Here is a 25,880-nt window from a genome sequence, read left to right as displayed (position 1 = left end):
CATGGGTTGGTGACTAGGCCGTCGCGTTGATGGAGTCGACGGCCTCGGTCAGGCGGGTCTTGAACGCCTCGGGCACCGGGATGTAGCCGTTGTCCTCGAGACCGGTCTGACCGTTGCCGAGAGCCGAGTGCATGAACGCCTTGACCGCGGTGGCGACCTCGGGGTCCGGGTACTCCGAGCACACGATCTCGTACGCGGCGAGCACGATCGGGTACGAACCCGGTTCGGTCGGCATGTAGAACGACGTGGTGTCGAGCACCAGGTCGTTGCCCTCACCCTTGAACTTCACTCCGTCGATCGCCTTACCGGCGGTCTCCGTGCTCAGTTCGACCGGCTCCGGTCCCGCCGAGGTGATGATCTGGGCGATGGACAGGTTCTGCGCCTTGGCGAACGACCACTCGTTGTAGGTGATCGATCCCGGGGTGCTCGCGATGGCCGCCGAGGTGCCCTCGTTGCCCTTGGCGCCTTCGCCGACGCCGCCGGCGAACGACTTGCCCGCGCCCTTGCCCCATGCGCCGTCGGAGGCCGCATCGAGGTACTGCTGGAAGTTGTCGGTGGTGCCCGACTCGTCGCTGCGGAAGATCACATTGATCGGTTGAGCGGGCAGGGTCACGCCCTCGTTCAGTGCCGCGATCTCGGGGGCGTCCCATGTGGTGACGGTGCCGTTGAAGATCTTGCCCAGGGTCGGGCCGTCGAGCGCCAGGGTGTCCACACCCTCGAGGTTGTAGGTCATGGCGATGGGTCCGAACACTGCGGGAAGGTTCCATGCCGGATTGCCACCGCAACGCTCCATGGCGCGGTCGACCTCACCCTTCTCGGCGTTCAGCGGCGAATCCGAGCCGCCGAAGTCGGTCTGTCCGCCGAGGAACTCCGAGACACCCGCGCCGGATCCGCTGGAGGTGTAGTTCAGGGTGTATCCGGGGCAGTCCTGCTCGTAGGCGTTGATGAACCGCGTCATCGCGTTGGCCTGCGCGGACGAACCACTGGCCTTCAGCGACTCCTTGCCGCCGCAGTCCCCGGCCGGCTCCGAGCCGCCCTCGCCGGATCCCGTAGCTGCGGTGTTGTTGTCGCTGCCGCACGCAGACAGCAGCAGAGCGCCGGCGGCCAGCAGGCTCACTGCGGCACCAGTTCGTTTGGCCTTCACAAAGCTCCTTCAATACGCGTTCGGGTAGGCACGCATGTCGCGCCGAGCAGAACTCTCGCTGCTCGGCTGTGAACCTAAGGGCTGCTCGTGAATCGACGCCCTACGGATGGTGAACGGAAGGTGAACCAGAAAGGGGGGTGAGGCGACGAAACCGCAGCAGAGGTTGACGACGATCAGATATCTCAGTACTCATTGAGTCAATGTCTATTGAGGTAAAACCAGACGACGCACAGCGGGTCGCCGTCTTCGCCGCGCTCGCGGACCGGGCACGTCTGGCGATCGTCGATCACCTGCTGCTGGCCGACGCGTCGCCGTCGGAGTTGCGCACGGTGCTGAACATGCAGTCCAACCTGCTCGCCCATCACCTGGGCGTGCTCAAGCGGGCGGGTGTTGTTCGCCAGTCCCGCTCCGAGGCCGACGGGCGACGGTTCTATCTACGGCTCGATCACCACGCCCTCGAGAGCCTTGTCCCCACGGCCGAACGCGGCGCTGCACGCGTGGTGTTCGTCTGCACCCAGAACTCCGCCCGCAGCCAACTCGCCGCGGCGATCTGGAACCGACACAGCGAAGTGCCCGCCACCTCCGCCGGCACCCGCCCGGCGGCGCGCATCCATCCCGGTGCCGTGTCGGCCGCCCGCCGCCACCACCTGCACCTGCGCCCGCAGACCCCGCGCCATCTCGGCGATGTCCTGAACTCCGGCGATCTCGTCATCGCCGTCTGCGATAGCGCGCACGAGGAACTCCCGACCGAACTCACTCGCCTGCACTGGTCGGTGGCCGACCCCGCGCGCACCGAGAGGGCCGGCGCCTTCGATACCGCCGTCGACGACCTCAGCGAACGAATCCACCATCTTGTGCCCACCGTGAAGACCGCCTGACAAGGAGAACAGCATGACCGACAACATCGCCCCCGAGGCCCATCCGCACCTTCGACACGACCTGTCCATCGACCAGCGCCTGGCGATGACGTCCGCCGCAACCCAGCTGGAGAAGGAGTTCGACGGCATCTACGGCGTCGAGACCATCGAACGCTTCCTGCATTCGTCCTACGATCAGTTCGCCGGGCACGCCAAGATTCCGAACTTCCTACCCCTGCTCGCCGAACGCTTTGCCCGGCAACGCCTTCGGGCGCTGGCCAAGGTGGAGGGCAAGCATCACGACGGAAAGCCGACCGTGCTGTTCCTGTGCACCCACAACGCCGGACGGTCACAGATGGCAATGGGCTTCTTCACCCAGATGGCCGGCGACGCCGCCGTTGCCTGGTCAGGCGGCTCCGAACCGGGCCACGAGGTCAACCCCGCGGCAGTCGCGGCGATGGCCGAGCGTGGTATCGACATCTCTCGCGAATACCCCAAGCCGTGGACCGATGAGATCGTGCGCGCCGCCGACGTGATCATCACGATGGGGTGCGGCGACGCCTGCCCGGTGTTCCCCGGGCTCCGCTACGAAGAGTGGAAGCTCGACGATCCCGCCGGTCAGAGCGTCGACGACGTCAGGCCGATCCGCGACGAGATCGAACAACGGGTACGCACACTCCTGACCGAACTCGGGGTCTCGGTCGCAGGATGATTCGATATCTGTCAATATAGACGGATGTCGAAATCATCCCTGCTGCTGCGCGCCGGCGACTCCATCGGCCTTGCCGCACTCGACGAGGACACGTCCGACCGCCTCGCCCGGATGTTCAAGGCGCTGGGCGACCCGGTGCGCCTGCGCCTGTTGAGCCTGATCGCCGGCAACCCCGGCGGGGAGGCGTGCGTCTGCGACATCTCCACCACGTTCAACCTGACCCAGCCGACGATTTCCCACCATCTCAAAGTGCTTCGATCCGCCGGAATCCTCGCCAGTGAGCGGCGCGGCTCCTGGGTTTACTACCGGGCGATTCCCGAAGCACTGCAGCAGCTTTCGCTGATCCTTCAGATCGACGAGGGCGAAGCCACCCCATCCGATGCCTGTGTCGAGGAGACCGTGTCATGAGCAGCCCCACCACCACCGACGATGCTGCGGTCGTCAAGAAACTGTCCGCGCTGGACCGGATGCTGCCGGTCTGGATCGGCATCGCCATGGTCGCCGGCCTGCTGCTCGGCAGACTCGTCCCGGGACTCGGCAACGCGCTGAGCGCCGTTGAGATCGACGGCATTTCGCTCCCGATCGCCATCGGACTGCTGGTGATGATGTACCCGGTCCTGGCCAAGGTCCGCTACGACCGCCTCGACTCGGTGACCGGGGACCGCAGACTGCTGTTGTCGTCACTGGTTCTGAACTGGCTGTTCGGTCCGGCGTTGATGTTCGCCTTGGCGTGGCTGATGCTTCCGGACCTTCCCGAATACCGCACCGGCCTGATCATCGTCGGCCTCGCGCGTTGCATCGCGATGGTGATCATCTGGAACGATCTCGCGTGCGGCGACCGCGAGGCCGCGGCCGTGCTGGTCGCGATCAACTCGGTGTTCCAGGTCTTCATGTTCGCGGTCCTGGGCTGGTTCTATCTCTCGGTGCTCCCCGGTTGGCTCGGCCTGGAGCAGACCACCATCGACACCTCGGTATGGCAGATCGCCAAGTCGGTGCTGATCTTCCTCGGCATTCCGTTGTTGGCGGGCTACCTCACCCGCCGGTTCGGGGAGAAGGCCAAGGGCCGGGAGTGGTACGAGAGCACGTTTCTGCCCAGGATCGGCCCGTGGGCGCTCTACGGCCTGCTCTTCACCATCGTCATCCTCTTCGCGCTGCAGGGCGATCAGATCATCTCGAGCCCCTGGGATGTCGCGCGGATCGCGCTGCCACTGCTGGCCTACTTCGCCATCATGTGGGGCGGTGGCTTCCTCCTCGGTGCCGCGATCGGCCTGGGCTACGAGCGCACCACCACGTTGGCGTTCACCGCCGCAGGCAACAACTTCGAGTTGGCGATCGCGGTCGCCATCGCCACCTACGGCGTGACGTCCGGACAGGCACTGGCCGGAGTCGTCGGCCCGCTCATCGAGGTGCCCGTACTGGTAGCCCTGGTGTACGTGTCGCTGGCGCTGCGCGGCCGCTTCGCCTCCCGCACACCCGCGGCAGTCGAGGAGACGAAGTGACGCGCAGACCGTCGGTGCTGTTCGTCTGCGCGAAGAACGGCGGCAAGTCGCAGATGGCGGCCGGGCTGATGCGCCAGCTCGCCGGCGACCGGGTCGATGTGCACTCCGCCGGCACCAAACCGGGAACAGCAGTCAACGCGCTGTCGGCGGAAAGCCTCGGCGAGCTCGGGATCGACATCAGCGATCAAACACCCAAACCTGTTGATCCACAACTGGTTGCGGATGTCGACGTGGTCGTGATCCTGGGTCGGGAAGCTCAGCTGGACCCAGTCCCCGGCACCGAATTCCAGAACTGGGACACCGACGAACCGTCCGAGCGCGGCATAGACGGCATCGAGCGGATGCGGCTGGTGCGCGACGACATCGCCGCCCGGGTCCGCCGGCTTGCCGACCAGCTCAGCACCCCGTCGTCGACACCATCGGAGGAGCCCGTTCAATGAGCAAGGTCGAGGTATTCGAACCCGCGCTGTGTTGCGCGACGGGGGTCTGCGGCGAGGATGTCGACCAGCAATTGGTGATGTTCTCAGCGGATCTCGACTTCGTCGCCAGCCGCGGCGGCGACGTCGCCCGCTACAACCTGGCGAGTGAACCGGGCACGTTCGCCGAGAACCACACAGTGCGGGCGTTTCTGCAGGTTGCCGGCTCCGAAGGATTGCCGTTGATCCTGGTCGACGGCATCACCGCGATGACGGGGCGCTATCCCGACCGCAACCAACTGGCCGCTTGGGCCGGTGTTGAACCGGCAGTCGCAACAAATCTGCTGGAGGATACGACTTCCGGCGACAGCTGCTGCAGCAGCGACAGTCCCGACACCTCCGGCTGCTGCTGACACTCGTGAAGTTCCTGGACACACCGCCCCGCTTTCTGTTCTTCACCGGCAAGGGCGGGGTGGGCAAGACCTCGATCGCTTGCGCCGCCGCGATCCACCTGGCCCGCCAGGGGAAACGGTTCTGCTGGTCAGCACAGACCCGGCGTCCAATATCGGCCAGGTCTTCGGGATGTCGATAGGCAACACCATCACCACGATCCAAGCGGTGGAGAAGTTGTCCGCGTTGGAGATCGACCCTGATCAGGCGGCCGAGGCATATCGCGAGCGAATCATCGGCCCGGTTCGCGGCCTGCTACCCGACAAGGAACTGCAGTCGATCGCCGAACAACTCTCCGGTTCGTGCACCACCGAGATCGCATCGTTCAACGAATTCACCGAACTGCTCACCGACTCCGACGGCCCGATGGAGCAGTTCGACCATGTGCTCTTCGACACCGCGCCCACCGGACACACCATCCGACTGCTCCAACTGCCAGGCTCTTGGACGGATTTCCTCAACGAAGGTAAGGGCGACGCGTCGTGTCTCGGCCCGCTGTCCGGACTCGACAAACAGCGTGACCTCTACGCCGGCGCGGTCGCCGCCCTGTCCGACCCGCTACGCACCCGCCTCGTGCTCGTAGCCCGTGCGCAGCGGTCGACGCTCACCGAGATCGCCCGCACACACACTGAATTGGCAGCAATCGGTCTGACGCACCAGTACGTGGTGATCAACGGAGTCCTGCCCGCCCCCGCCGAGCCCGCAGACCCGCTCGCCGAGGCGATCTACACGCGCGAGCAACAAGCCATCGCTGCCCTACCCGACGAATTGCACTTGCTGCCAACCGATCAGGTGGATCTCAAGGCCGCCAACATCGTAGGGCTGGAGACGCTCACCACGTTGTTCGATGCGGACCCGGGGACGCCCACTGACAACGAGGAGGCGCCGACGGACGACTCCGCCGCCCCGCTGACGACCCTGATCGATGAACTCGCCAGCGGCGACCACGGATTGATCGTGTGCATGGGCAAGGGCGGCGTCGGAAAGACCACCGTCGCCGCAGCGATCGCCGTCGCCCTGGCCGACCGCGGGCATCAGGTGCATCTGACCACCACCGACCCCGCCGGGCATCTCACCGATACGCTGCACGGCACCCTGGAGAACCTGCACGTGTCGAGCATCGACCCGGCCGAGGCGACACGCGCCTACCGAGACCATGTTCTCGCCACGAAGGGCCGTGCGCTCGACCAACAGGGCCGGTCGATGCTCGAAGAGGATCTCCGCTCACCGTGCACCGAGGAAGTCGCAGTGTTCCAAGCCTTCTCACGGGTGATAAGCGAGTCTCGGCACAAATTTGTCGTAGTCGACACCGCACCGACCGGACATACGCTGCTGCTGCTCGACGCCACCGGGTCCTACCACCGCGAGGTCGCCCGGCAATTCGGCGACCGACAGTTCACCACGCCGCTGATGCGCCTGCAGGATCCCGACCTCACCAAGGTCATCGTCGTCACTCTGGCCGAGACCACACCGGTTCTCGAAGCCGCCGGCCTCCAGGAAGAACTCGAACGGGCCGGGATTCACCCCTGGGCGTGGGTGATCAACAATTCGCTCGCCGCCGCCCGTCCGGCATCCCCGCTGCTGCGTCGACGGGCCGCCGCCGAGCGGCCACAGATCGACAAGGTGAGATCCGATCTCGCCGATCGGCTTGCCGTGGTACCTCTACTGCCGACCGAGCCGGTGGGCATCCCCGCGCTGGAACGGCTCACCGGATCGGGAGCCGTTGCGCCGTGACCGGCGCCCGGGCCTGCTTTTACCGCCCCACCACGGCGTCGTTTCCCAGACGATCTATCGTCTGGGCGCGATCAAGGCCGCAAGGCGTTCCAGCGCAGCATCATTGACGCGGTAGTACGCCCACTTGCCGCGTTGTTCGCGCTCGACGAGCCCGGCTCCGACAAGCAACTTCATGTGGTGTGACACGGTCGGCTGACTGAGGCCGAGTGGCACCGTCAGGTCACACACACACGCCTCGCCGGCATCGCTGGCAGCGATCAGTGACAACAGCTTGACCCGGGCCGGATCGGCCATCGCCTTGAAGACGGCAGCGAGTTGGTCGGCCGCCACATCGGCCAGGATTCCACCGGTCACCGGGGAGCAACACGCCTCTACTCCACGAACGGGCGCAAGAGTCACGGGGCTGGCCATGACGCCATCATGCCACACGCATTGACAAACTTCGATGCGTGGAGCATGGTGCGATAGATCGAAGTTCATCGATACGAGGAGTCAGGATGTCTGAGTTGCCTGTTGTTGTCATCGGCGCCGGCCCCCAGGGGTTGGCCGCGGCCGCGCACCTGCTGGAGCGCGGGTTGCAACCCGTGGTTCTCGAGTCGGGCGCCGTTCCCGGCGCCGCGGTGGCACAGTGGTCAAACGTGCGCACGTTCTCCCCGTGGCCGGAACTGGTCGATGCGGCGGCGACCCGGTTGCTCGCACCACTCGGGTGGTCCGCACCCCCGACCGGTTACCCCACCGGCGGCGAGTGGATCAGTGGCTACCTGACGCCACTGGCCGACGCACTGGGTGATCGTGTCCGCTACCGCACCCGGGTGACCGGGGTGTCGCGACAAGGGCACGACCGAGTGCTGAGCAAAGACCGCGAGGACGCGCCGTTCGTGGTGCACGTCGTCGACCAGGATGGGCGCGAATCGACACTGGCGGCCCGCGCGGTCGTCGACGCCTCCGGCACCTGGGAACATCCGAATCCCGCTGGTGCCGACGGACTCCCAGCGCTCGGCGAGCGGGATGCCGCCGCCGCGGGTGTCCTGTCGTACACGCCGCCGTCACCCGGGGACTCGATTGCGTGGGCGGACGGACACGTCGTGATCGTCGGCAGCGGTCACTCGGCGATGACGGCGGTCATCGAGTTGGCCGAGGTGGCCCGTCAGCACCCCGCGACCCGCATCACCTGGGTCCTTCGTCGCGGCACGATCGGAGACACGTTCGGCGGCGGGGAGTCGGATGCTCTGCCGCAGCGAGGCGCGCTGGGCACCCGCGCCCACGCCGCGGTGGACGCAGGTCTGGTGCAGATGGTCACCGGGTTCCGAACCGAGCGCATCGCCGTGGAGGGCGGTAGGGCGACGGTCATCGCCGAGGACGGACGAGCAATCGCGCCCGCCGACCATGTGGTGGCGCTGACCGGCTTCCGCCCGGACCTGTCGTTCCTGTCCGAGCTGCGCCTGGAACTCGATCCCATCCTGCAGGCGCCGATCAAACTGGCGCCCGAGATCGACCCCAACATCCATTCGTGCGGGAGCGTGCCCCCGCACGGCGCCGCCGAGCTGGCCCATCCCGAGGAGCCGGGCCTGTTCGTCGTCGGGATGAAGTCCTACGGTCGGGCCCCGACGTTCCTCGCGCTGGCCGGCTACGAACAGGTGCGCAGCGTGGCGGCCGAGCTCGCCGGCGATCACAGCGGCGCCCGGCGGGTCGAGCTGGTGCTGCCCGAAACCGGAGTGTGCAGCGGCGCCGGCCTGTCTGACGCATCTGCCGAGTCGACTCAGGGCGGCTCCGGCGCACCCGCCACAGCCGAAGCGCCGCCGCTATCGTTGGCGCGCAATCCGATTGACGCATGACGCAGGTCCACAGGGAGAGCACGGCCGCAGCCCACGGAGTGGGGCTGCGTGCTGTGCTGCTCACCCTGTGTGTCACGGAGATCACCAGTTGGGGAGTGCTCTACTACGCGTTCGCCGTCCTCTCGCCGAGTATCAGCGGCGAAACCGGCTGGTCCGCCTCCGCCGTGACCGCAGCGTTCTCCGCCGGCCTGGTGATCGCCGCACTGTTCGGCATCGTGGTCGGACGCTGGCTGGACCGGTACGGCCCACGTTGGATCATGACTGCGGGTTCAGTGTTGGGCGCGGTCGCGCTGTGCGCTGTGGCGACAGCCCCGAACTACTGGTGCTTTCTAGCCGCCTGGATCGTCGCCGGCATCGCCATGAGCAGCGTCTTCTACGCGCCGGCTTTTGCCGCGTTGACACGCTGGTATGACCACCGGGCGATCGGGGCGCTGACCGCCCTGACATTGGTCGCCGGCCTGGCCAGCACCGTCTTCGCGCCGCTGACCGCCGTGCTCTCTGATCACATGGACTGGCGCACAACCTATTTGGCACTGGCAGCCCTGCTCGCCATCATCACGATCCCCGCTCACGCCCTCGGCCTGCGACGCAGTTGGCCGTCGATCCAGTCTCGACACCCGGTCCCGTCGCCTACGACGACGGCGCGCAGCCGTCCGTTCGTGGCGCTCACCGCCGCCTACGCCATCGCCGCATGTGCGTCCTACGCCGTCATCGTGAATCTCGTTCCCCTGATGAACGAACGCGGCATCAGCACCGGTGCCGCGGCGATTGCCCTCGGACTGGGGGGTGCGGGCCAGGTACTGGGAAGGTTGGGTTACCGCGCGCTGGTCCGGCAGGTCGCGGTGGTGCCGCGAACCATCGCGGTCATGGCCGTAGTGGCCGTCACCACCGTGTTGATCGGCGTCTTCACCTCGCTCACTGTGCTCGTCATCGTCACCGTCGCCGCGGGGATGGCGCGCGGGGTGATGACGCTGTTGCAGGCCACGGCGGTCACCGAACGCTGGGGCATGACCCACTACGGCCATCTCAGTGGGATTCTGTCCGCTCCGGTCATGCTCGCCACCGCGCTCGGTCCGTTCATCGGCGCGGCGCTGGCCGGCCTACTCGGCGGCTACGCCGCGATGTTCGTGCTGCTCGGCGGAATCGCGGCGGTAGCGGCACTGCTGGCCGCCGGCACCGGTGTGGGGCAGGCGCGGTTCCCGGTTCACTAGACGGCACGCGCAGACCGCTGACTACGGGTCTGTGTTCACCCCGGCATAGGCGGTGTCGGTGCTGTAGACCGTGAAGCCCAGACGTTCATAGGTGCGCACGGCGGCGGTGTTGTCGGACTCGACGTAGAGCATCACGGTGGGCTCGGCCGCGTCCGCGAGTTGCTGCGCCAGCCACGTCATTCCGACCGCCGTCAACGTGCGCCCCAGCCCCATGCCCTGAGCGGCAGGGTCCACTCCGACGACGTAGACCTCACCGATGCCGGGCTTGTCGGCGTGCAGCTTGGTCCAGTGGAAACCGAGCAGCCTCTCCCCGGTCTCATCGAAAGCAAGGAACAGACCCTCGGGGTCGAACCACGGCTCGCCCCGACGCTCGGCGATCTCGGTCTCGGTCCAGCCGCCCTGCTCGGGATGCCAGGAGAAGGCCGCATTGTTGACCCGCAGGATCTCGGCATCGTCGGCGGGACCGGCATAAGTGCGCAGGTGCACCCCGTCGGCCGCGTCGACATCCGGCACATCCAGAAGTGGGCGTCGCATCTGCAGCAACCGACGCACCGGACCCAGCCCGAGAGACGCAGCGGCCGCCTCCGCCGCAGGCAGCGTCCCATGCGCCCAGAACCGGATCCGCCCGCCCGTCCTGTCCAGCGCCGCACGGATCAACGACCTGCCGGCACCCTGCCTGCGGGCGTCGGGAGCCACCACCAGTTCGGCCATCTCCGGCGTCAGATTCAGATATCCGATGATCGCACCGGTAGTCCCGATGGCAACCAGATGTTGGGTGCGTTCATGGTCCAGCTCACGCAACACCTGCTCGCCTACGGGTGGGACGCCGTCGAAATCTGTTGCCGCACTGATGATGTCACGAATTTCCTGCTGCTCCGCCGCCGACAGCTGCGGTCGCCAGGCGATACGACTCACTTACTGTGCAGGTGCTCGGCCAACGGGACCGGGACCCCATCGGGGGCATCCCCGTACTCGTCGTCGTCCGGATCGTCGGGAAGTTCCGATTCCTGGGCGGACGGGCGACCCCGCGCCGGCCTCACGGCCTTGTATCCGACGTTGCGGACGGTACCGATCAGCGACTCGTACTCGGGTCCGAGTTTGGCGCGCAGGCGCCGCACATGCACGTCGACGGTGCGGGTACCGCCGAAGAAGTCGTATCCCCACACCTCCTGGAGGAGCTGGGCCCGGGTGAACACCCGCCCGGCGTGCTGCGCCAGGTACTTCAGGAGCTCGAATTCCTTGTAGGTCAGGTCCAGCGGGCGTCCGCGCAGCCTCGCGGTGTAGGTGCCCTCGTCGATCACGAGCTCACCGAGGCTGATCTTTCCGAGGTTCTCCTGGTTGGCCGCGCCGCCGCGACGTCCGACCAGCAACCGGAGTCGGGCGTCGATCTCGGCAGGGCCGGTGCCCGGCAGCAGGATCTCGTCCAGACCCCATTCGACGCTGACGGCGACCAGGCCGCCTTCGTTGACCACGGCGACCACCGGAACCGACGAACCCGTCGTCCCCAGCAACCGGCAGAGGCCGCGCGCAGCCGCCAGGTCGGTGCGCGCATCGACGATCGCCACATCCGCCGTACCGGCCTCCAACAGAGAGGACACTTCCGTCGGCGCCGTGCGCACATTGTGAGCCAGCAGCGACAACGAGGGCAGCACCGACTCGGGATGTGGGTCGACTGTCAATAGCAGTAGATCCAACTGGCCCTCCAACAAATTGTGGAGATCTCGCCCGGACAACCCTGTCGCGCGGTGACTTCCCAGATTCATGCCTGACACACGGCCGTTACCCGACCGATGGTTCCATAACGATAGCGTGCCACCTGCAGGTAAGCCTCGCCGAACCGAATACCGTCGCGTCGTGGGCAACAATGTCGGGGTGCACAAGCTCGCGATCGGTGCCCTGGCGACTCTCACCGCCGTCGTCGTCGGTGCTGTCGGCACGGACTTCGGTGCGGCCATTTACGCCGAGTATCGCCTGGCCAGAAGCGTACGGACCGCCGCCGATCTGGACTGGGACCCCTCGGTGGCGATCCTGGGTTTCCCGTTCGGACCGCAGGCGATGCGCCGGCACTACGACGAGGTCGAGATCAAGGCCAGTGGCGTTGATCACCCGGTCACCGGCAAGGCGTCACTGGAGGCGACCATGCATTCCATCGATCTCGGCGACGGATCCTGGCTGATCCCTCCGGATGCGACGCTGGTGGTAGGCAAGGTGGAAAGCCGGATCATCATCGACTCCACTCACCTCGGCAGGTTCATGGAAATCCCCGATCTGCTCGTCGAGGCACCGACCGTGGAGACCAACGACTCCACCGGCGGAACCACGGAGTCCGGCATCTCGAGCAATCGCGGGCTGGTCTTCACCGGCACGCCGAGGAAGGTCGGGTTCGATTCGAAGGTCAGCATCGCCGTCGACCTGTCCATCACCGATGCCACCACCCTGGTCATGACGGCCACCGGGCTGCTCACGGGGCCGGGGACCGCCGACCAGGAGGTGCCCGAAGACCAGCTGCCCGCGGTGTTGTCGGCTTTCTCCGCCAGCCTCCCGGGGCAGAAGCTGCCCTTCGGAATCGCACCGACAAGCGAGGGGGCGCGGGGCTCGGATGTGATCATCGAGGGCATCGCCGAGGGAGTAACCCTCGAGCTCGACGAGTTCAGGCAATCATGAGCTCGTCCTGGATTCTGGTGGTCGCCGTGCTGATCGGGGCCTTCGGCCTGGCATTCGTGATCGGCAGGCTGCTGACGCTGCGTGCCGGGCTGATCAAAGGCGCAGCCGATTATCCCCGGATGGACCCCGACGAACTGGGATTGTCACGCACCGGACCGACCGTCCTGCATTTCAGCGCGGACTGGTGCGGTCCCTGCGCGGGTGTGCGCCGGGTCGTCGACCAGGTGTGCGCCGACCTGCCGGGCGTGGCGCACGTGGAGGTCGACCTCGACGCCAATCCAGAGGCGGCGCGCAAGCTTTCGGTGCTGTCGCTGCCGACGACGTTCATCTTCGATTCCGACGGTCAGGCGCGCTACCGCGCCTCCGGGGTGCCGACCGCCGCTGACCTGCGCGCGGCCCTCGAACCGCTGTTGGCTTGATCACCCGTTCATTGGGTAAGCTGTCCACCGTGTCAGCCCGCCTCGAGCTCTTGCTCACCAAGCGCCGCGCAGTCGATCTGTGCCGCGTTGCGGGTTGTTGCTGTTGTTGTTGCAGCTGCTGAGTCGCCGCGTATCTCTGCGCGCCGCACTCTGCGAGTGGCCCCGGAGGGCTGCCGCGTCCAGCCTTTCCCCACAACAGGAGCACAGTTTTGTCCAGCACCGTCAGTACCCGTCCCGGTAACGCGCAGCCTGCACAGGTGGACGTGCGGGGACCCCGCTTCGCCGCTTGGGTCACGACTGGTGTCCTCGTCGTCGCCCTGCTCATCTCCACCGCCAGCGCGGCCGGCGCAGCGCTGCTCCTGGCCGCACAGGCAGTGGTTTTTGCCATCGGCGCCGTGCGCGGGCCCCGGCAGCATCCCTACGGCTTCGTATTCGCCACGGTCATCGCCCCGCGGCTGGGACCCGTCACCGAACGGGAACCCGCCGCTCCGCTGAGGTTCGCCCAGTTGGTCGGCCTCGTGTTCGCGGTGGTCGGCGTCATCGGTTTCTCCAGCGGTCTCGTTCTGCTGGGTCTGGCCGCCACGGGCCTTGCGCTCGCGGCGGCGTTCCTCAATGCAGCCTTCGGCGTCTGCCTCGGCTGCCAGCTCTACCCGCTCGTCGCACGGCTGACTCCCACCCATTAGCAATCGAAAGGATCTATCCATGGCACGCTCCGACGTCCTGGTCACAGCCGACTGGGCCGAGAGCAATCTCGAGGCGCCGAATACCGTTTTCGTCGAGGTCGACGAAGACACCAGCGCCTACGACACCGGTCACATCCCCGGCGCGATCAAGCTGGACTGGAAGACCGATCTGCAGGATCAGGTCAAGCGCGATTTCGTCGACGCCGGGCAGTTCTCCAAGCTGCTCTCCGAGCGCGGCATCGCCAACGACGACACCGTTGTTCTCTACGGCGGCAACAACAACTGGTTCGCCGCGTACGCGTACTGGTACTTCAAGCTCTACGGCCACCAGGACGTGAAACTGCTCGACGGTGGGCGCAAGAAGTGGGAGCTCGATGCCCGCCCCCTGTCCAAAGACGCGGTGACCCGCCCCGGGACCAGCTACACCGCCAAGGATCCCGACAACACCATCCGTGCGTTCCGCGACGAGGTCATCGCCGCGATCGGCAGCAAGAACCTGGTCGACGTGCGCTCCCCCGACGAGTTCTCCGGCAAGATCCTGGCGCCGGCGCACCTGCCGCAGGAGCAGAGCCAGCGCCCCGGCCACATCCCCAGCGCGATCAACGTGCCGTGGAGCAAGGCCGCCAACGAGGACGGCACCTTCAAGTCCGACGAGGATCTCGCCAAGCTCTACGCCGAGGCCGGCCTGGACGGCCAGAAGGAGACCATCGCCTACTGCCGCATCGGTGAGCGCTCGTCGCACACCTGGTTCGTGCTGCAGGAGCTGCTGGGACACACCAACGTCAAGAACTACGACGGCAGTTGGACCGAATACGGCTCCCTGGTGGGGGCCCCGATCGAGTTGGGAAGTTGATATGTGCTCTGCACCGAAGCAAGGACTGACGTTGCCCGCCGGCGTCGACCTCGAGAAGGAGACGGTGATCACCGGTCGCGTCATCGACGGATCGGGTCAGGGTGTGGGAGGCGCGTTCGTGCGTCTGCTGGACGGCTCTGACGAGTTCACCGCCGAGGTGGTCGCATCGGCCACCGGCGACTTCCGTTTCTTTGCCGCGCCCGGGACGTGGACGCTGCGCGCCCTGTCCTCGGTAGGCAACGGAGACGCCAGCGTGGCACCGTCGGGCGCGGGAATCCACGAGGTCGACGTCAAGGTCGCCTGAGGTCGACGTCAAGGTCGCCTGAGTCAGGCAATCAGGCGGCCTGACGATCAGGTCGGGTCTGAGTTCACAGGGGCGTAACTGGGCGTTGCCCTGATCTTGCTGTGAAAACGCTGCAAGATTAGCTGTCGTCGGCGAAAATATGGTGGACCCCGCGCTGCTGGGCGCGGGTCATCCACATCCGCTGCGCGGCCCGCCGCGTTACCGCTAGGACCCGACCATGAAGCTCACCATCGCCTGCGCCGCGACAGCGGCGTTCGCCGCAGTCGCTCTGGTAACTGCACCCGCGGCCCTCGCGGATCCGGAGGGAGACTTCCTCACGGTGATCTCCGACGGCGGAATCACCTGGCCATCAGACAAGACGGCGCAGGTCATCGAGACCGGGTACGCGGTCTGCCAGGACTGGGACAACGGCGCCACCCTGATGCAGGAGGTCACCGACCTGACCGGGGCGACAGGCTGGTCCACCGATCAGGCCGCGACGTTCATCGGCGCCGCCACCGGCGCATTCTGCCCCGAGTACGAGTACATCTTCGACGCTGCCTGACGACACCTCTTCCGGCTTCGACGGCCGCCGGGAGATCTGTTGTCGCGGCGACTAGACTCCGTGCCGTGATCCTGTTCTTCGAGATCCTGCTTGTCGCGGCCGTGGTGGTCATCACCTGGTTCGCGCTGTACGCGGTGTACCGGCTCGTCACCGACGAGTCGTGACGTCTGGCGACGAAGCGGTCGCGGCAGCTGCAGAGCGAGCCAGAGAAACCGCTGCCCGCAACATTCCGGCGTTCGACGATCTTCCGCTGTCCGCCGACACGGCGAACCTGAGGAAGGGCGCGAACCTCGACGACGCCCTGCTGGCGCTGTTGCCTCTGGTGGGCGTCTGGCGAGGCGAGGGCGAAGGCCACCGCGCCCACGGTGACTTCCGGTTCGGTCAGCAGATCGTCGTGTCCCACGACGGTGGCGACTACCTCAATTGGGAAGCGCGGTCCTGGAAGCTGAACGACGACGGCGAGTACGACGGACCCGATCTCCGGGAGACCGGCTTCTGGCGATTCGTCGACGACCCGGCCGACCCGGGTGAGACGCAGGCCATCGAGTTGCTGCTGGCGCACTCCGCCGGTTACGTCGAGTTGTTCTACGGCCGGCCACTCAACCAGTCGTCCTGGGAGCTGGTCACCGACGCGCTGGCCCGGAGCAAGTCCGGCATGCTCGTCGGCGGAGCCAAACGGCTCTACGGCATCGTCGAGGGTGGTGACCTGGCCTACGTCGAGGAACGAGTCGACGCCGACGGCGGGCTGGTGCCCCACCTGTCCGCCAGACTGACCAGGTTCGTCGGCTAGTGCGCACGGTCAAAACAGTCGCCGCGCTTGCCGCGGTGGGGATCACCGTCGCCTGCTCGGCACCGGCCGAGGCCCCGGACGGAACGTCCCCTGATGAACCGTCTCCTGATGGAACGACGTCGGAGTCGACACCGACCTCGGTGGTGCCCAGCGTCGGTCACGGCTCCCTCGCGTACTGCCTGGGTCAGCACGGGATGCCCGCACCTCCTGGGCCCGCCACCGGCCCGCCTCCTGGCGTCGACCCTGCGAAATGGGAACAGGCGATGGCGGAGTGTTCATCGCTGGCGCCGGGCCCCGCCGGCTGATCGAGGACAGCAACCGGACCCAGACATGGAGCGACCCCCGAGCCTTGGTTCCTGGTCGGACAAGACCGAGGGGCTCGGGGGCCGGGTGACTGCGGGGATTTCGCCAGCGCGCACAGGTGCGTCAACGACTTCCCGGCGCTGCTAGCTCGCAGCCACCTCACATGTCCATAAGTCAATCAAGTTCTCGGACCACCTCCCTTCTTGTGTACCAGCGACCGTACCCGCGCTTCGTCAGCGCGACAAGGGAATTAAGCGTTCAGCGATCACTCAGGATTGCGGCGTCGATCAGTCCGCCGATCTCGCCGGCCAACGGCGCCGGGGCGAGGGCCGCGCCGTCGAGCGTGTGCACCCGGGCCGCCAGCGTGATGCTCGATACAAGCCAGACTCCTTGGGCGGCAAGTAGATCGGCTGGCCTAAGAGCCTGGTAATCGCAGTCGTAGCCCTTGTTGCGGGCCACCTCGAACAGGGCCTGCTGGGTGGTTCCGCGCAGGATCGGATACCACGGCGGCGGGGTCAGCAGGCAGATTCTGCCGTCGGGCGACGAGGTCGCGACGACCACGGTCGAGCGCGGCCCTTCGAGGATGTGGCCGTCGGTGCTGACGAATATGACGTCACCGGCGCCGTGGCGCTCGGCGTGCCGCAGTGCGGCCATGTTCACCGCGTACGACAGCGTCTTGGCACCCGCGAGCAACCATGGCATCGCGTCGATCCCATCGGCCGACAGACCACGGTCCAGCGTCAGCGCTGCCAACCCGTTGCGCCTGACGTCGGCGACCCTGCCGGGCACCGGGCCGATCGTGGCGTAGGCGGTGCCGGTTGCGTCCGTGCCGCTTTCCCGACCTCGGCTGTACACCAATCTCAGGACGCCTTCGTCGCCGCCGTCGGCCAGCCACCGTTCCACGGCTTTCGCCACCGCAGAACGCCACCGCGGCAGGTCGGGGTCGGGTAGGTCGAGCAGGTGCGCGGAGTGGGTCAGCCGCGACAGGTGGGCTTCGAGCAGGCACGGTCCGCCGTCGCGGACCAGCAGCGTCTCGAAGATGCCGTCGCCGCGCACGGCCGCCAGATCGTCGGCGTGAAGCAACGGCGTCTGCGGATCGTGCACGCGCCCGTCGAGGGTGACCACCACTGCCATGGGCTGACAGCGTAGCCCCGCCCGCTGCCCGACTGACCGTAGAGTCGAAGGATGGCTACGACCACTTCCGGGGTACCGGTTCCCACCCCCGGACCCGACGCCGGCGCCGTCTGGCACTACGGCGACCCACTCGGCGAACAGCGGTCCGCGGCGGAGACCGCCGTCGTCGTCGACCGCTCGCACCGGGCGGTGCTGTCCCTGTCCGGCGCCGAACGCAAATCCTGGCTGCACAGCCTCACCACACAGCACGTCAGCGAGCTTCCCGACGGCACGGTCACCCAGAATCTGAGCCTCGACGGCCAGGGCCGTGTGGAGGATCACTGGCTCCAGACCCAGCTCGACGGTGTCACAGTGCTCGACACCGAGCCGTGGCGAGGGGAGCCGCTGCTGGCCTACCTGCGCAAGATGGTGTTCTGGGCCGATGTCAGCGTCGAGCCCGCCGACCTGGCGGTGCTTTCCCTGCTCGGACCGCACCTCGCCGACACGCCGGTCCTCGACGCGCTCGGCGTGGCGGCGTTGCCCGCGGAGGGCACCGCGGTGGCTCTCGCCGATGGCGGGTTTGTGCGCCGTGTTCCTGGCTCAGGCATCGAGGTCGACGTGGTCGTGCCCCGGGATCAGGTGGCCGGCCGAATCGAGCGCCTGGTCGCCGCAGGCGTGCGACGGGCCGGCGTGTGGGCGTACGAAGCGCACCGCGTCGCACAGCGTCGGCCCCGTCTCGGCATCGACACCGACGAGCGGACGATCCCCCACGAGGTGGGTTGGATCGGACCCGCGGTGCATCTTGACAAGGGTTGCTACCGCGGCCAGGAAACCGTGGCGCGAGTCCACAACCTGGGCAAACCGCCCCGGATGCTGGTGCTTCTGCACCTGGACGGCGATGGCGATCGACCATCGCCGGGAGACCCGCTGCAAGCCGGTGGCCGCACGGTGGGCCGCCTGGGCACTGTCGTCGACCACGTCGACGAAGGAGTGATCGCCCTGGCCCTGCTCAAGCGCGGGATGCCGGCGGATCTGGCACTCAACACCGGCGGTGAGGTCGAGGTGACGGCGGCCATCGATCCGGACTCGATGCCTGCCACCGACGCGGTCGGTGCAGGCCGACTGGCGGTGGAAAGACTGCGTGGCGGCGCCCGCTGAGCGACCGTCGACCAGGGTCTGCCAGCGGTACGCCGGAGGGCACGGTAAAGTGTTGGCAGGACAATAAACACACTCAGATCGGAGCCGCCTGTTAATTGGGCCGCTCCGTTATTGCGCGAGGGGGTTCCCCCATGGGCCGCGGCCGGGCAAAGGCAAAGCAGACCAAGGTTGCACGTGATCTCAAATACAGTTCACCGCAGACCGACTTCGAGCGGCTACAGCGCGAGCTGTCTGGCTCGCCGGACGAGGACCGCCTCAACGGCAGCGACGTGCCGTCCGACGATGGCTGGACCGACGACGACGACTGGCGCCGCTAGTCCGTAGGGGTTCCCTCAGAATCTGGGATGCTGACCCACGAGCGATGCTCGTGAGCCGTCTTTGCTGCCCTTCTCGATGGTTCCCAGGGTCCAGCACTTCAGGTGGCGGGCAGTCAGCACGGCCAACGCGCGATCGGTGTCCTCCGGCGCGACGACGGCCACCATCCCCACACCCATGTTGAACGTCTTCTCCATTTCGGCACGCTCGATGCGTCCGCGCTGGGCGATCATGCCGAACACCGGGGCGGGCGTCCACGTGCCACGGTCGAGTTCGGCGACCAGCCCGTGCGGGATGACCCGTTCGAGGTTGCCCGCCAATCCACCGCCGGTGACGTGGCAGAACGTCCTGACCTGCGTCTCGGCGGCCAACGCCAGACAGTCCTTGGTGTAGATCCGCGTCGGCTCGAGCAACTCCTCGCCCAGGGTGCGCCCGAACTCCTCCACATGCCCGGCCAGGTTCATGTGATCGATCTCGAGCAGCACGTGGCGGGCCAACGAGTACCCGTTGGAGTGCAGTCCGGTGGATTCCATCGCGATGATCACATCGCCGGGCCTGACGCGGTCAGGTCCCAGCACGTCGTCGGCCTCGACGACGCCGACGCCAGTGGCCGAGATGTCGTAGTGGTCGGGGGCCATCAGCCCGGGATGCTCGGCCGTCTCGCCACCCAGCAGCGCACAGCCGGCCAGGACGCAACCGTCGGCGATGCCGGACACGATCTCGGCGACGCGTTCGGGGACTGTCCGCCCGACCGCGATGTAGTCCTGCAGGAACAACGGCTCGGCACCGCACACCACGAGGTCGTCGACGACCATCGCGACAAGATCGATGCCGACCGTGTCGTGCTTGTCCATGGCCTGGGCGACCGCCAGCTTCGTCCCGACCCCGTCTGTCGAGGAGGCCAGCAGCGGTTCGCGGTAGTCGCCGCGCAGCGCGAACATCCCCGCGAACCCGCCCAGCCCACCACGTACCTCGGGCCTGGTGGCCTTCTTCGCTAGCGGCTTGAAGAGTTCGACGGCGCGGTCACCTGCTTCGATGTCCACCCCTGCCGACGCATAGGAAATGCCGTGTTGTTCGGCGCGCTCGGTCATCGTGTGCAAGGTTACTCTGCGATTTAGCAGCGAACCGAGGCCACGGTGGGTTGCACTGAGACAACCTGCCGGGCGCGGGTTTGCCGGAGTCGGGAAACGGACATCCGACGGCAGCAGGTCTCCGAATACCCGGCGACAGAGTTGACGACATTGGAGGCCCCGGTGCCCGCTGAACAGATTCGATGCCTGGTGACAGGCGCCACTGGTTACATCGGCGGCAGACTCGTGCCGGCGCTGCTCGAGCGTGGCCACCAGGTACGGGCGATGGCCCGCACCCCGGCCAAACTCGACGATGCGCCGTGGCGGGACCAGGCCGAGGTGGTGCGCGGCGACTTGACCAAACCCGACTCGCTGACCGCGGCGTTCGAGGGTACCGACGTCATCTACTACCTGGTGCACTCGATGGGAACGTCGAAGGACTTCGTCGCCGAGGAGAAGCGCGCCGCGCAGAACGTGGCCGCCGCGGCGAAGGCTGCCGGGGTGCGTCGCGTCGTCTACCTCAGCGGGCTGCACCCCGAGGGTGAACTGTCACCCCACCTGGCGTCCCGTGCGGCTGTCGGGGACATCCTCATCGCATCCGGCGTCGAGACCGTCGTGTTGCAGGCGGGCATCGTCGTCGGCGCCGGTTCCGCGTCGTTCGAGATGATCCGTCATCTCACCGACCGACTGCCCGTCATGACCACCCCGAAATGGGTGCACAACAAGATTCAGCCCATCTCGATCGACGACATCCTCTATTACCTGATCGAGGCCGCAACGGCGCCGGTGCCGAAATCGCGGACCTGGGATGTCGGCGGCCCCGACGTGCTCGAGTACGGCGACGCCATGCAGGTCTACGCCGACGTGGCCGGGCTGAGTAAGCGCCTCATCGTGGCCATTCCGTTCCTGACCCCGGCTATCGCCAGCTGGTGGGTGGGGTTGGTGACTCCCATTCCGCTGGGCCTTGCGCGCCCACTGGTCGCCTCGCTGGAATGTGATGCGATCGCCCACGAAGACGACATCGATTCCGTCATCCCGCCGCCCGCCCAAGGCCTGACCGGATATCGGGACTCGGTGGTGCTGGCTCTCAAGGGCGAGAATCAGCCGAAGGTCGGCCGTCGTTCTGTGATGCGCTGGAGTCCCACCGCGACGCAGTGACCTCCGCCGGGGGCGTCAGGGTCGACGCAGCGCCGAGGCGTTGTCGTTCTCGATCTGCAGCGGGATGCCGGTGCGGGCCGCGGTTTCGAGCATGTGCTCGATGACGTTCTTGCCCAGTGCGGTCTCGCCCGGCAGTTCGATCGGATAGTTGCCGTCGAAACACGCCGAGCACAGCCGCGACGCCGGCTGCTCGGTCGCGGCGATCATGCCCTGCCGACTGATGTAGCTCAGCGTGTCGGCACCGATCGCCCGGCGGACGCCGTCGAGCATCTCGCTCTCGTCGGCCGAGTTGCTCGCGGCGTTGGCGATGAGTTCGGCAGGCGTGGCGAAGTCGATGCCGTAGAAGCAGGGCCATTTGACCGGCGGTGAGGCGATCCGGACATGCACCTCCACGGCACCGGCCTCACGCAGCATCCGGATCAGGGCGCGCTGGGTGTTGCCTCGCACGATCGAATCGTCGACGACGATCAGGCGCTTGCCTCGGATGACTTCCTTGAGCGGGTTGAGCTTGAGCCGGATACCCAACTGGCGGATCGTCTGGGACGGCTGGATGAAGGTGCGCCCGACGTAGGCGTTTTTCATCAGACCCTGCCCGTACGGGATTCCCGAGCCCTGGGCGTAACCGACCGCCGCCGGAGTGCCGGACTCGGGGACACCGATCACCAGGTCGGCGTCGACGGGCGCCTCCACGGCCAGCCTGCGTCCGATCTCCACGCGGGTGGCGTGCACCGACCTGCCGGCCAGCGTGCTGTCCGGCCGGGCGAGGTAGACGTACTCGAAGACACACCCTTTGGGGGTTGGGTTGGCGAAGCGGGTCGAGCGCACGCCGTCGGCGTCGATCGCGAGCAGTTCACCCGGCTCGATGTCACGGACGAACGCCGCGCCGACGATGTCGAGCGCCGCGGTCTCCGATGCCACCACCCACCCGCGGTCGAGCCGGCCCAGCGACAGCGGCCGCACGCCGTGGGGGTCACGGGCTGCGTAGAGGGTGTTCTCGTCCATGAAGGTCAGACAGAACGCGCCGCGCACGGTCGGGAGGAGTTCGAGAGCGGCCTGTTCGAGCGACGAGTCCGCTGCACCGTGCGCCAGCAGCGCTCCAAGAATGTCGGAATCGGTGGTGGCGGCGACGGCGCCACGATTGCCCATCAGCCCCTCGTCGCGAGCACGGGCCGCGAGTTCGGCGGTGTTGACGAGATTTCCGTTGTGGCCCAGCGCAACCCCGGTGCCCGCGGCGGTGTTGCGGAACACCGGCTGAGCGTTCTCCCAGGTGGTCGAGCCCGTCGTGGAGTAGCGACAGTGCCCGACGGCGACGTGACCCGGCATCGCGGCCAACGTCTGCTCGTCGAACACCTGGCTCACCAGGCCCAGATCCTTGAACACCAGGACCTGCGAACCGTCGGCGACCGCGATACCCGCGGCTTCCTGCCCCCTGTGCTGTAGGGCATAGAGGCCGTAATACGTGAGTTTCGCCACCTCTTCGCCGGGTGCCCACACTCCGAATACGCCGCATTCTTCTTTGGGATCGTTCTCGGGGGGCTCGACGGTCACAATGGCTGCTCCCTGGGGGCTGTGGGTGACGCTCGTCAGTCTACGGTGAACACCGACCGAAGACGGAATCGAATGGCGGTGTCGGTCCACGGGTTCAACGTCGAGATCGCCGCGAACATTTCTCGGAGGAGTCGCGTGCACCCGGGTCCGGCCGAAACACAGCAGTGGTGGCACCCCGCAACCCGCATCATCTTCCGCTTCGGGGTCGTCTACCTCGGGCTGTTCTGCCTCACGTTCGCCCAGATCACGTTCGTCTACGCCGGGATCGCCGCGTTGTGGCTGCCGCAGAACGCGGTGCTGTGGCAGATGATCACGCTGGAACCGGTCACCCGCTGGGTGGGCCGGACGGTTTTCGGGGTTGATACCGCGCTGCAACCGTTCTCCGGCAGCGGCGACCAGGCAGCCATCTGGGTGTTGGTCTTCTGTCTGTTCGTCGTGGCCGTCGTCGCCACGGCGGCCTGGTCGGTGCTCGACCGCAACCGGGCCTCTTACCCGCGCCTGGCGGCCTGGTTCACGGTGTTCCTGCGGCTGTGTCTGGGCGGCCAGATGTTGTTCTACGGGTTCGCGAAGGTCATCCCGACGCAGATGCCGTCACCGCCGCTGGCCGCACTGCTCGAACCGTTCGGCAACCTGAGCCCGATGGCGGTGCTCTGGCTGCAGGTCGGCACGTCTCATCCCTACGAGATCGTGTTGGGGTCTGTGGAGGTACTGGCCGGGGTACTGCTGTTCCTACCGCGAACCGCGACCGCCGGCGCGTTGTTGAGCGTGGGCGCCACCGCCCAGATCTTCCTGCTGAACATGACCTACGACGTACCGGTGAAGATCCTGTCGTCGCACCTGCTGCTCATCAGCGTGGTGCTGCTGGCACCACAGGCACGACGCCTGGCAGGCGCTCTGGCCGGCCGGGCGACCGACTCCGAGGCGCGTCGCCCCCTCTTCGAATCGGCGCGGCACAACCGCATCGCGGCGGCCGTGCAGGTGGCCCTCGGCCTGTGGGTGCTGGCCGGATGCCTCATCCTCAACGTTCAACTGTGGCAGGAAGTCGGCGACGGGCGAGAAAAACCGGACCTGTACGGCATCTGGTCGGTCAGCGAGTTCACCGTCGACGACACCCCCCGCCCGCCGCTGATCACCGATGAGACCCGTTGGCAACGGCTCGTTTTCGATGCGCCGCAGGTGGTGACCTACCAGCGGATGAACGGTGAGCTGGTCGATGTCGCGGCGTCGATGGAGGGCGACACGCTGACGCTGACCGACCTGTCGGCCCCGCCGGGAGAACCACCTGCACCGTGGGCGACGATGACCGTCGACCGGCAGAGCCCGGACACGCTGCGCCTGGAGGGCACCCTCGACGGCAGTCCGGTGACGATCGCGTTAAAGCGCCAACCGCTCGACGACTTCACACTGCGCAGCCGCGGGTTCAACTGGGTGCAGGACCAACCCTATTTCGGTTGAGGCGGCCCGCGGGTCAGTCGGATAGTCCGACGATCGGCAGCAGGTCGGCGATCTCTCCGGCCCGCCCGCCCGACATCTGCAACGCGCCCACCGAGGCGGCGTCGGTGACGGACAGCAGCCCCGTCGCCAGCAGCAGCCAGGTGCGCGGGTCGGCTTCGACCACGTTCGGCGGGTTGCCGCGGGTGTGCGTCAGCCCCGAGATGCACTGGACGGCGACAAACGGTGGCACCCTCACCTCGACGGCCGCTCCCGGCGCCAGCAGCGGCAGGGTTCTCGCGGTGGCCCGCACGGCTTCGGCCAGTTCGGTACGGCTCGGCGGGGACGCGCTTTCGTCGCGCAGCCAGCCCGCCACGGCCAGCACTGCGGCGCGGGTCTTTTCCGGATCGGCACTACGGCGGACGGCCATAATCTAGGGTCTCAAAGTGTCTGTCGACCGCGACGACCCGCCGTACAAAGTGGTGGGGGCGCTTTTCCTGGCGATCACCGTCGTCGCGGGCACCCTGCTCTTTCTACAGTTCCGCGGGCACTTCGCGACGACAACCGAATTGACGCTGCTGGCTGCGCGGGCGGGTCTGGTGGTGGAACCGGGGGCCAAGGTCACCTACAACGGGGTCGAGATCGGCAAGGTCACCCGGATCGCGCAGGTCGAGTCCGACGACACCCCCGCAGCCAGGTTGACTCTCGATGTCGATCCGGAGTATCTGCGGTTCATTCCCGCGAATGCGGTCTTCGAGGTTCGCGCGACGACCGTCTTCGGCAACAAGTACGTGTCGGTGAGCTCACCGGAAACTCCTGTAGCGCAGCGGATCTCGAGCGACGACGTGATCGACGTCGCGGGCGTGACGACCGAGTTCAACACATTGTTCGAGACCGTCACCGCGATCGCCGAGCAGGTCGATCCGATCAAGCTGAACCAGACTCTGAGCGCCGCGGCCGAGGCGCTGACCGGCCTGGGCGACAGGTTCGGCGAATCGCTGGTCGACGGCAACCGGATTCTTGAGGACCTGAATCCGAGAATGCCCCGGTTGCGCTACGACATCGAGCAGGTGGCGGCCCTGGCGGACGTCTACGCGAGCGCGTCTCCCGACCTCTTCGACGGACTCGACCGTGCCGTCGAGACGGCGCGCACGCTCACCGAGCATCGCGGCGACATCGACGCCGCGCTGATGGCCGCACTGGGTTTCGCCGAGGGCGCGACTCCCACCGTCGAGGAGGCGGGGCCCTACCTGATTCGTGGTCCCGCGGATCTGATCCCGACCTCGAAACTGCTGGACGACTATCGCGGCATGATCCTGTGCACCACCAGGAACTACGCCGAGGTCGGCCCCGAGATCTCCCGCGTCTTCGGCGGCGACAACGGCTACTCGCTGCGTTCGGCCGGCACCGTCTTCGGCGCGGGCAATCCCTACGTCTACCCCGACAACCTGCCGCGGATCAACGCCAGGGGCGGTCCGGAGGGCCGGCCGGGTTGCTGGCAGAAGGTCACCCGCGATCTGTGGCCGATGCCCTATCTGGTGATGGACACCGGGTACAGCATCGCCCCCTACAACCACGTGGGTATCCCCCAACCGATGCTGGTCGACTACGTATGGGGCAGGCAGGTCGGCGAGCCGACCATCAACCCGTGACCCTTGACCTCAATCGC

At 67.0% G+C, this 25,880-nt stretch carries 28 protein-coding genes and 2 pseudogenes; 22 read left to right on the top strand and 8 right to left on the bottom strand.

The window, feature by feature from the left end; all coding sequences use genetic code 11:
• Window positions 1-13: 13 nt before the first annotated feature.
• Window positions 14-1,144, bottom strand: a complete 1,131-nt coding sequence (gene pstS, locus ABDC78_RS21110; RefSeq protein WP_178361806.1) for a phosphate ABC transporter substrate-binding protein PstS — start codon at window positions 1,142-1,144, stop codon at window positions 14-16.
• A 200-nt stretch (window positions 1,145-1,344) separates the two neighbouring features.
• On the opposite strand from pstS, the gene ABDC78_RS21105 reads away from it, so the two are divergent.
• From ABDC78_RS21105 to arsA, 7 genes and pseudogenes are all read left to right on the top strand, one after another.
• Complete coding sequence (locus ABDC78_RS21105) at window positions 1,345-2,022, top strand: helix-turn-helix domain-containing protein (protein ID WP_178361805.1); 678 nt, start codon at window positions 1,345-1,347, stop codon at window positions 2,020-2,022.
• Window positions 2,023-2,035: 13 nt separating this feature from the next.
• Complete coding sequence (locus ABDC78_RS21100) at window positions 2,036-2,713, top strand: arsenate reductase ArsC (RefSeq protein ID WP_178361804.1); 678 nt, start codon at window positions 2,036-2,038, stop codon at window positions 2,711-2,713.
• Window positions 2,714-2,737: 24 nt separating this feature from the next.
• The gene (locus ABDC78_RS21095) at window positions 2,738-3,121 is read left to right on the top strand and encodes a metalloregulator ArsR/SmtB family transcription factor (RefSeq protein ID WP_178361803.1); all 384 of its coding nucleotides are present in this window, start codon (window positions 2,738-2,740) and stop codon (window positions 3,119-3,121) included.
• Window positions 3,118-4,274 (top strand): annotated as a pseudogene (arsB, locus tag ABDC78_RS21090) (ACR3 family arsenite efflux transporter); the annotation flags it as partial. The gene ABDC78_RS21095 and the pseudogene arsB, both read left to right, overlap by 4 nt.
• Window positions 4,266-4,652, top strand: a complete 387-nt coding sequence (locus ABDC78_RS21085) for a low molecular weight phosphatase family protein (protein ID WP_218621465.1) — start codon at window positions 4,266-4,268, stop codon at window positions 4,650-4,652. The pseudogene arsB and the gene ABDC78_RS21085, both read left to right, overlap by 9 nt.
• Window positions 4,649-5,041 (top strand): arsenite efflux transporter metallochaperone ArsD, encoded by a 393-nt coding sequence (gene arsD, locus ABDC78_RS21080; protein WP_178361801.1) that lies wholly within the window; start codon window positions 4,649-4,651, stop codon window positions 5,039-5,041. The genes ABDC78_RS21085 and arsD overlap by 4 nt, the downstream gene beginning before the upstream one ends.
• Window positions 5,032-6,812 (top strand): annotated as a pseudogene (gene arsA / locus ABDC78_RS21075) (arsenical pump-driving ATPase). Before arsD ends, arsA begins: the two are co-directional and overlap by 10 nt.
• A 54-nt stretch (window positions 6,813-6,866) precedes the next feature.
• Here the strand turns inward: arsA and ABDC78_RS21070 are convergent.
• Window positions 6,867-7,241: a metalloregulator ArsR/SmtB family transcription factor gene (locus ABDC78_RS21070; RefSeq protein ID WP_347133178.1), complete on the bottom strand. Its 375-nt coding sequence runs from the start codon at window positions 7,239-7,241 to the stop codon at window positions 6,867-6,869.
• Between the two features lie 68 nt (window positions 7,242-7,309).
• On the opposite strand from ABDC78_RS21070, the gene ABDC78_RS21065 reads away from it, so the two are divergent.
• Both ABDC78_RS21065 and ABDC78_RS21060 read left to right on the top strand, forming a co-directional pair.
• Window positions 7,310-8,647: an NAD(P)-binding domain-containing protein gene (locus ABDC78_RS21065; protein WP_178361799.1), complete on the top strand. Its 1,338-nt coding sequence runs from the start codon at window positions 7,310-7,312 to the stop codon at window positions 8,645-8,647.
• Complete coding sequence (locus ABDC78_RS21060; RefSeq protein WP_178361798.1) at window positions 8,644-9,858, top strand: MFS transporter; 1,215 nt, start codon at window positions 8,644-8,646, stop codon at window positions 9,856-9,858. Before ABDC78_RS21065 ends, ABDC78_RS21060 begins: the two co-directional genes overlap by 4 nt.
• Window positions 9,859-9,879: 21 nt before the next feature.
• Here ABDC78_RS21060 and mshD read toward each other — a convergent pair whose 3' ends face one another.
• Together mshD and ABDC78_RS21050 are read right to left on the bottom strand one after the other, a co-directional pair.
• On the bottom strand, window positions 9,880-10,773 hold the full coding sequence (mshD, locus tag ABDC78_RS21055) for a mycothiol synthase (RefSeq protein WP_178361797.1): 894 nt from the start codon (window positions 10,771-10,773) through the stop codon (window positions 9,880-9,882).
• Window positions 10,770-11,552 carry a response regulator transcription factor gene (locus tag ABDC78_RS21050; protein ID WP_178361796.1) on the bottom strand — a complete coding sequence of 261 codons (783 nt, stop codon included), beginning with the start codon at window positions 11,550-11,552 and terminating at the stop codon, window positions 10,770-10,772. The genes mshD and ABDC78_RS21050 overlap by 4 nt, the downstream gene beginning before the upstream one ends.
• A 160-nt stretch (window positions 11,553-11,712) precedes the next feature.
• Here ABDC78_RS21050 and lmeA point away from each other — a divergent pair, with 160 nt between their 5' ends.
• From lmeA to ABDC78_RS21010, 8 genes are all read left to right on the top strand, one after another.
• Window positions 11,713-12,522 (top strand): mannan chain length control protein LmeA, encoded by an 810-nt coding sequence (gene lmeA / locus ABDC78_RS21045; protein WP_347133176.1) that lies wholly within the window; start codon window positions 11,713-11,715, stop codon window positions 12,520-12,522.
• Entirely contained in the window at window positions 12,519-12,941 is a 423-nt protein-coding gene (locus ABDC78_RS21040; RefSeq protein ID WP_178361794.1) for a thioredoxin family protein, read from the top strand. The genes lmeA and ABDC78_RS21040 overlap by 4 nt, the downstream gene beginning before the upstream one ends.
• A 209-nt stretch (window positions 12,942-13,150) precedes the next feature.
• A complete protein-coding gene (locus ABDC78_RS21035) occupies window positions 13,151-13,624 on the top strand; it encodes a DUF4395 domain-containing protein (protein WP_178361793.1) in 474 nt (157 codons plus the stop codon).
• A gap of 19 nt (window positions 13,625-13,643) precedes the next feature.
• The gene (locus ABDC78_RS21030; protein ID WP_178361792.1) at window positions 13,644-14,477 is read left to right on the top strand and encodes a sulfurtransferase; all 834 of its coding nucleotides are present in this window, start codon (window positions 13,644-13,646) and stop codon (window positions 14,475-14,477) included.
• Window position 14,478: 1 nt separating this feature from the next.
• Window positions 14,479-14,781: a DUF1416 domain-containing protein gene (locus ABDC78_RS21025; protein ID WP_178361791.1), complete on the top strand. Its 303-nt coding sequence runs from the start codon at window positions 14,479-14,481 to the stop codon at window positions 14,779-14,781.
• Between the two features lie 217 nt (window positions 14,782-14,998).
• The gene (locus ABDC78_RS21020; RefSeq protein ID WP_178361790.1) at window positions 14,999-15,325 is read left to right on the top strand and encodes a DUF732 domain-containing protein; all 327 of its coding nucleotides are present in this window, start codon (window positions 14,999-15,001) and stop codon (window positions 15,323-15,325) included.
• 160 nt (window positions 15,326-15,485) lie between these two features.
• The gene (locus ABDC78_RS21015; protein WP_178361789.1) at window positions 15,486-16,115 is read left to right on the top strand and encodes an FABP family protein; all 630 of its coding nucleotides are present in this window, start codon (window positions 15,486-15,488) and stop codon (window positions 16,113-16,115) included.
• Window positions 16,115-16,420, top strand: coding sequence for a hypothetical protein (locus ABDC78_RS21010; protein WP_178361788.1), 306 nt, complete (start codon window positions 16,115-16,117; stop codon window positions 16,418-16,420). Before ABDC78_RS21015 ends, ABDC78_RS21010 begins: the two co-directional genes overlap by 1 nt.
• Before the next feature lie 256 nt (window positions 16,421-16,676).
• On the opposite strand, the gene ABDC78_RS21005 is transcribed toward ABDC78_RS21010, so the two are convergent.
• Window positions 16,677-17,552, bottom strand: a complete 876-nt coding sequence (locus ABDC78_RS21005) for an aminodeoxychorismate lyase (RefSeq protein WP_178361787.1) — start codon at window positions 17,550-17,552, stop codon at window positions 16,677-16,679.
• Window positions 17,553-17,603: 51 nt separating this feature from the next.
• On the opposite strand from ABDC78_RS21005, the gene ABDC78_RS21000 reads away from it, so the two are divergent.
• Together ABDC78_RS21000 and ABDC78_RS20995 are read left to right on the top strand one after the other, a co-directional pair.
• Window positions 17,604-18,689 carry a folate-binding protein YgfZ gene (locus tag ABDC78_RS21000; protein ID WP_178361786.1) on the top strand — a complete coding sequence of 362 codons (1,086 nt, stop codon included), beginning with the start codon at window positions 17,604-17,606 and terminating at the stop codon, window positions 18,687-18,689.
• Between the two features lie 131 nt (window positions 18,690-18,820).
• Window positions 18,821-19,006, top strand: a complete 186-nt coding sequence (locus ABDC78_RS20995; protein ID WP_178361785.1) for a DUF3073 domain-containing protein — start codon at window positions 18,821-18,823, stop codon at window positions 19,004-19,006.
• A gap of 15 nt (window positions 19,007-19,021) precedes the next feature.
• On the opposite strand, the gene purM is transcribed toward ABDC78_RS20995, so the two are convergent.
• The gene (gene purM, locus ABDC78_RS20990; protein ID WP_178361784.1) at window positions 19,022-20,095 is read right to left on the bottom strand and encodes a phosphoribosylformylglycinamidine cyclo-ligase; all 1,074 of its coding nucleotides are present in this window, start codon (window positions 20,093-20,095) and stop codon (window positions 19,022-19,024) included.
• A gap of 162 nt (window positions 20,096-20,257) precedes the next feature.
• Between purM and ABDC78_RS20985 the strand changes: the two genes are divergently transcribed.
• On the top strand, window positions 20,258-21,232 hold the full coding sequence (locus ABDC78_RS20985; RefSeq protein WP_178361783.1) for an NAD(P)H-binding protein: 975 nt from the start codon (window positions 20,258-20,260) through the stop codon (window positions 21,230-21,232).
• 15 nt (window positions 21,233-21,247) lie between these two features.
• On the opposite strand, the gene purF is transcribed toward ABDC78_RS20985, so the two are convergent.
• Entirely contained in the window at window positions 21,248-22,780 is a 1,533-nt protein-coding gene (gene purF, locus ABDC78_RS20980; RefSeq protein ID WP_178361782.1) for an amidophosphoribosyltransferase, read from the bottom strand.
• Window positions 22,781-22,915: 135 nt separating this feature from the next.
• On the opposite strand from purF, the gene ABDC78_RS20975 reads away from it, so the two are divergent.
• The gene (locus ABDC78_RS20975) at window positions 22,916-24,235 is read left to right on the top strand and encodes a DoxX family protein (protein WP_178361781.1); all 1,320 of its coding nucleotides are present in this window, start codon (window positions 22,916-22,918) and stop codon (window positions 24,233-24,235) included.
• Window positions 24,236-24,248: 13 nt separating this feature from the next.
• Here the strand turns inward: ABDC78_RS20975 and ABDC78_RS20970 are convergent, their stop codons facing one another.
• Complete coding sequence (locus tag ABDC78_RS20970; protein WP_178361780.1) at window positions 24,249-24,641, bottom strand: sterol carrier family protein; 393 nt, start codon at window positions 24,639-24,641, stop codon at window positions 24,249-24,251.
• 16 nt (window positions 24,642-24,657) lie between these two features.
• Here ABDC78_RS20970 and ABDC78_RS20965 point away from each other — a divergent pair, with 16 nt between their 5' ends.
• Entirely contained in the window at window positions 24,658-25,863 is a 1,206-nt protein-coding gene (locus ABDC78_RS20965; protein ID WP_178361779.1) for an MCE family protein, read from the top strand.
• The last annotated feature ends 17 nt before the right edge of the window (window positions 25,864-25,880 follow it).

The sequence above is a fragment of the Mycobacterium sp. DL genome, assembly GCF_039729195.1.
GTDB classification, from domain to species: domain Bacteria; phylum Actinomycetota; class Actinomycetes; order Mycobacteriales; family Mycobacteriaceae; genus Mycobacterium; species Mycobacterium hippocampi_A.
The sequence above is the reverse complement of the archived record's forward strand: the minus strand, read 5'-3'. Positions and strand labels throughout refer to the sequence as shown.

Coding starts and splice junctions, on each gene's coding strand:
- ABDC78_RS21105 (WP_178361805.1), top strand. CDS start 1,345: ATGTCTATTGAGGTAAAACCAGACGACGCACAGCGGGTCGCCGTCTTC.
- ABDC78_RS21100 (WP_178361804.1), top strand. CDS start 2,036: ATGACCGACAACATCGCCCCCGAGGCCCATCCGCACCTTCGACACGAC.
- ABDC78_RS21095 (WP_178361803.1), top strand. CDS start 2,738: ATGTCGAAATCATCCCTGCTGCTGCGCGCCGGCGACTCCATCGGCCTT.
- ABDC78_RS21085 (WP_218621465.1), top strand. CDS start 4,266: ATGGCGGCCGGGCTGATGCGCCAGCTCGCCGGCGACCGGGTCGATGTG.
- arsD (WP_178361801.1), top strand. CDS start 4,649: ATGAGCAAGGTCGAGGTATTCGAACCCGCGCTGTGTTGCGCGACGGGG.
- ABDC78_RS21065 (WP_178361799.1), top strand. CDS start 7,310: ATGTCTGAGTTGCCTGTTGTTGTCATCGGCGCCGGCCCCCAGGGGTTG.
- ABDC78_RS21060 (WP_178361798.1), top strand. CDS start 8,644: ATGACGCAGGTCCACAGGGAGAGCACGGCCGCAGCCCACGGAGTGGGG.
- ABDC78_RS21040 (WP_178361794.1), top strand. CDS start 12,519: ATGAGCTCGTCCTGGATTCTGGTGGTCGCCGTGCTGATCGGGGCCTTC.
- ABDC78_RS21030 (WP_178361792.1), top strand. CDS start 13,644: ATGGCACGCTCCGACGTCCTGGTCACAGCCGACTGGGCCGAGAGCAAT.
- ABDC78_RS21025 (WP_178361791.1), top strand. CDS start 14,479: ATGTGCTCTGCACCGAAGCAAGGACTGACGTTGCCCGCCGGCGTCGAC.
- ABDC78_RS21020 (WP_178361790.1), top strand. CDS start 14,999: ATGAAGCTCACCATCGCCTGCGCCGCGACAGCGGCGTTCGCCGCAGTC.
- ABDC78_RS21005 (WP_178361787.1), bottom strand. CDS start 17,552: ATGGCAGTGGTGGTCACCCTCGACGGGCGCGTGCACGATCCGCAGACG.
- ABDC78_RS21000 (WP_178361786.1), top strand. CDS start 17,604: ATGGCTACGACCACTTCCGGGGTACCGGTTCCCACCCCCGGACCCGAC.
- ABDC78_RS20995 (WP_178361785.1), top strand. CDS start 18,821: ATGGGCCGCGGCCGGGCAAAGGCAAAGCAGACCAAGGTTGCACGTGAT.
- purM (WP_178361784.1), bottom strand. CDS start 20,095: ATGACCGAGCGCGCCGAACAACACGGCATTTCCTATGCGTCGGCAGGG.
- ABDC78_RS20970 (WP_178361780.1), bottom strand. CDS start 24,641: ATGGCCGTCCGCCGTAGTGCCGATCCGGAAAAGACCCGCGCCGCAGTG.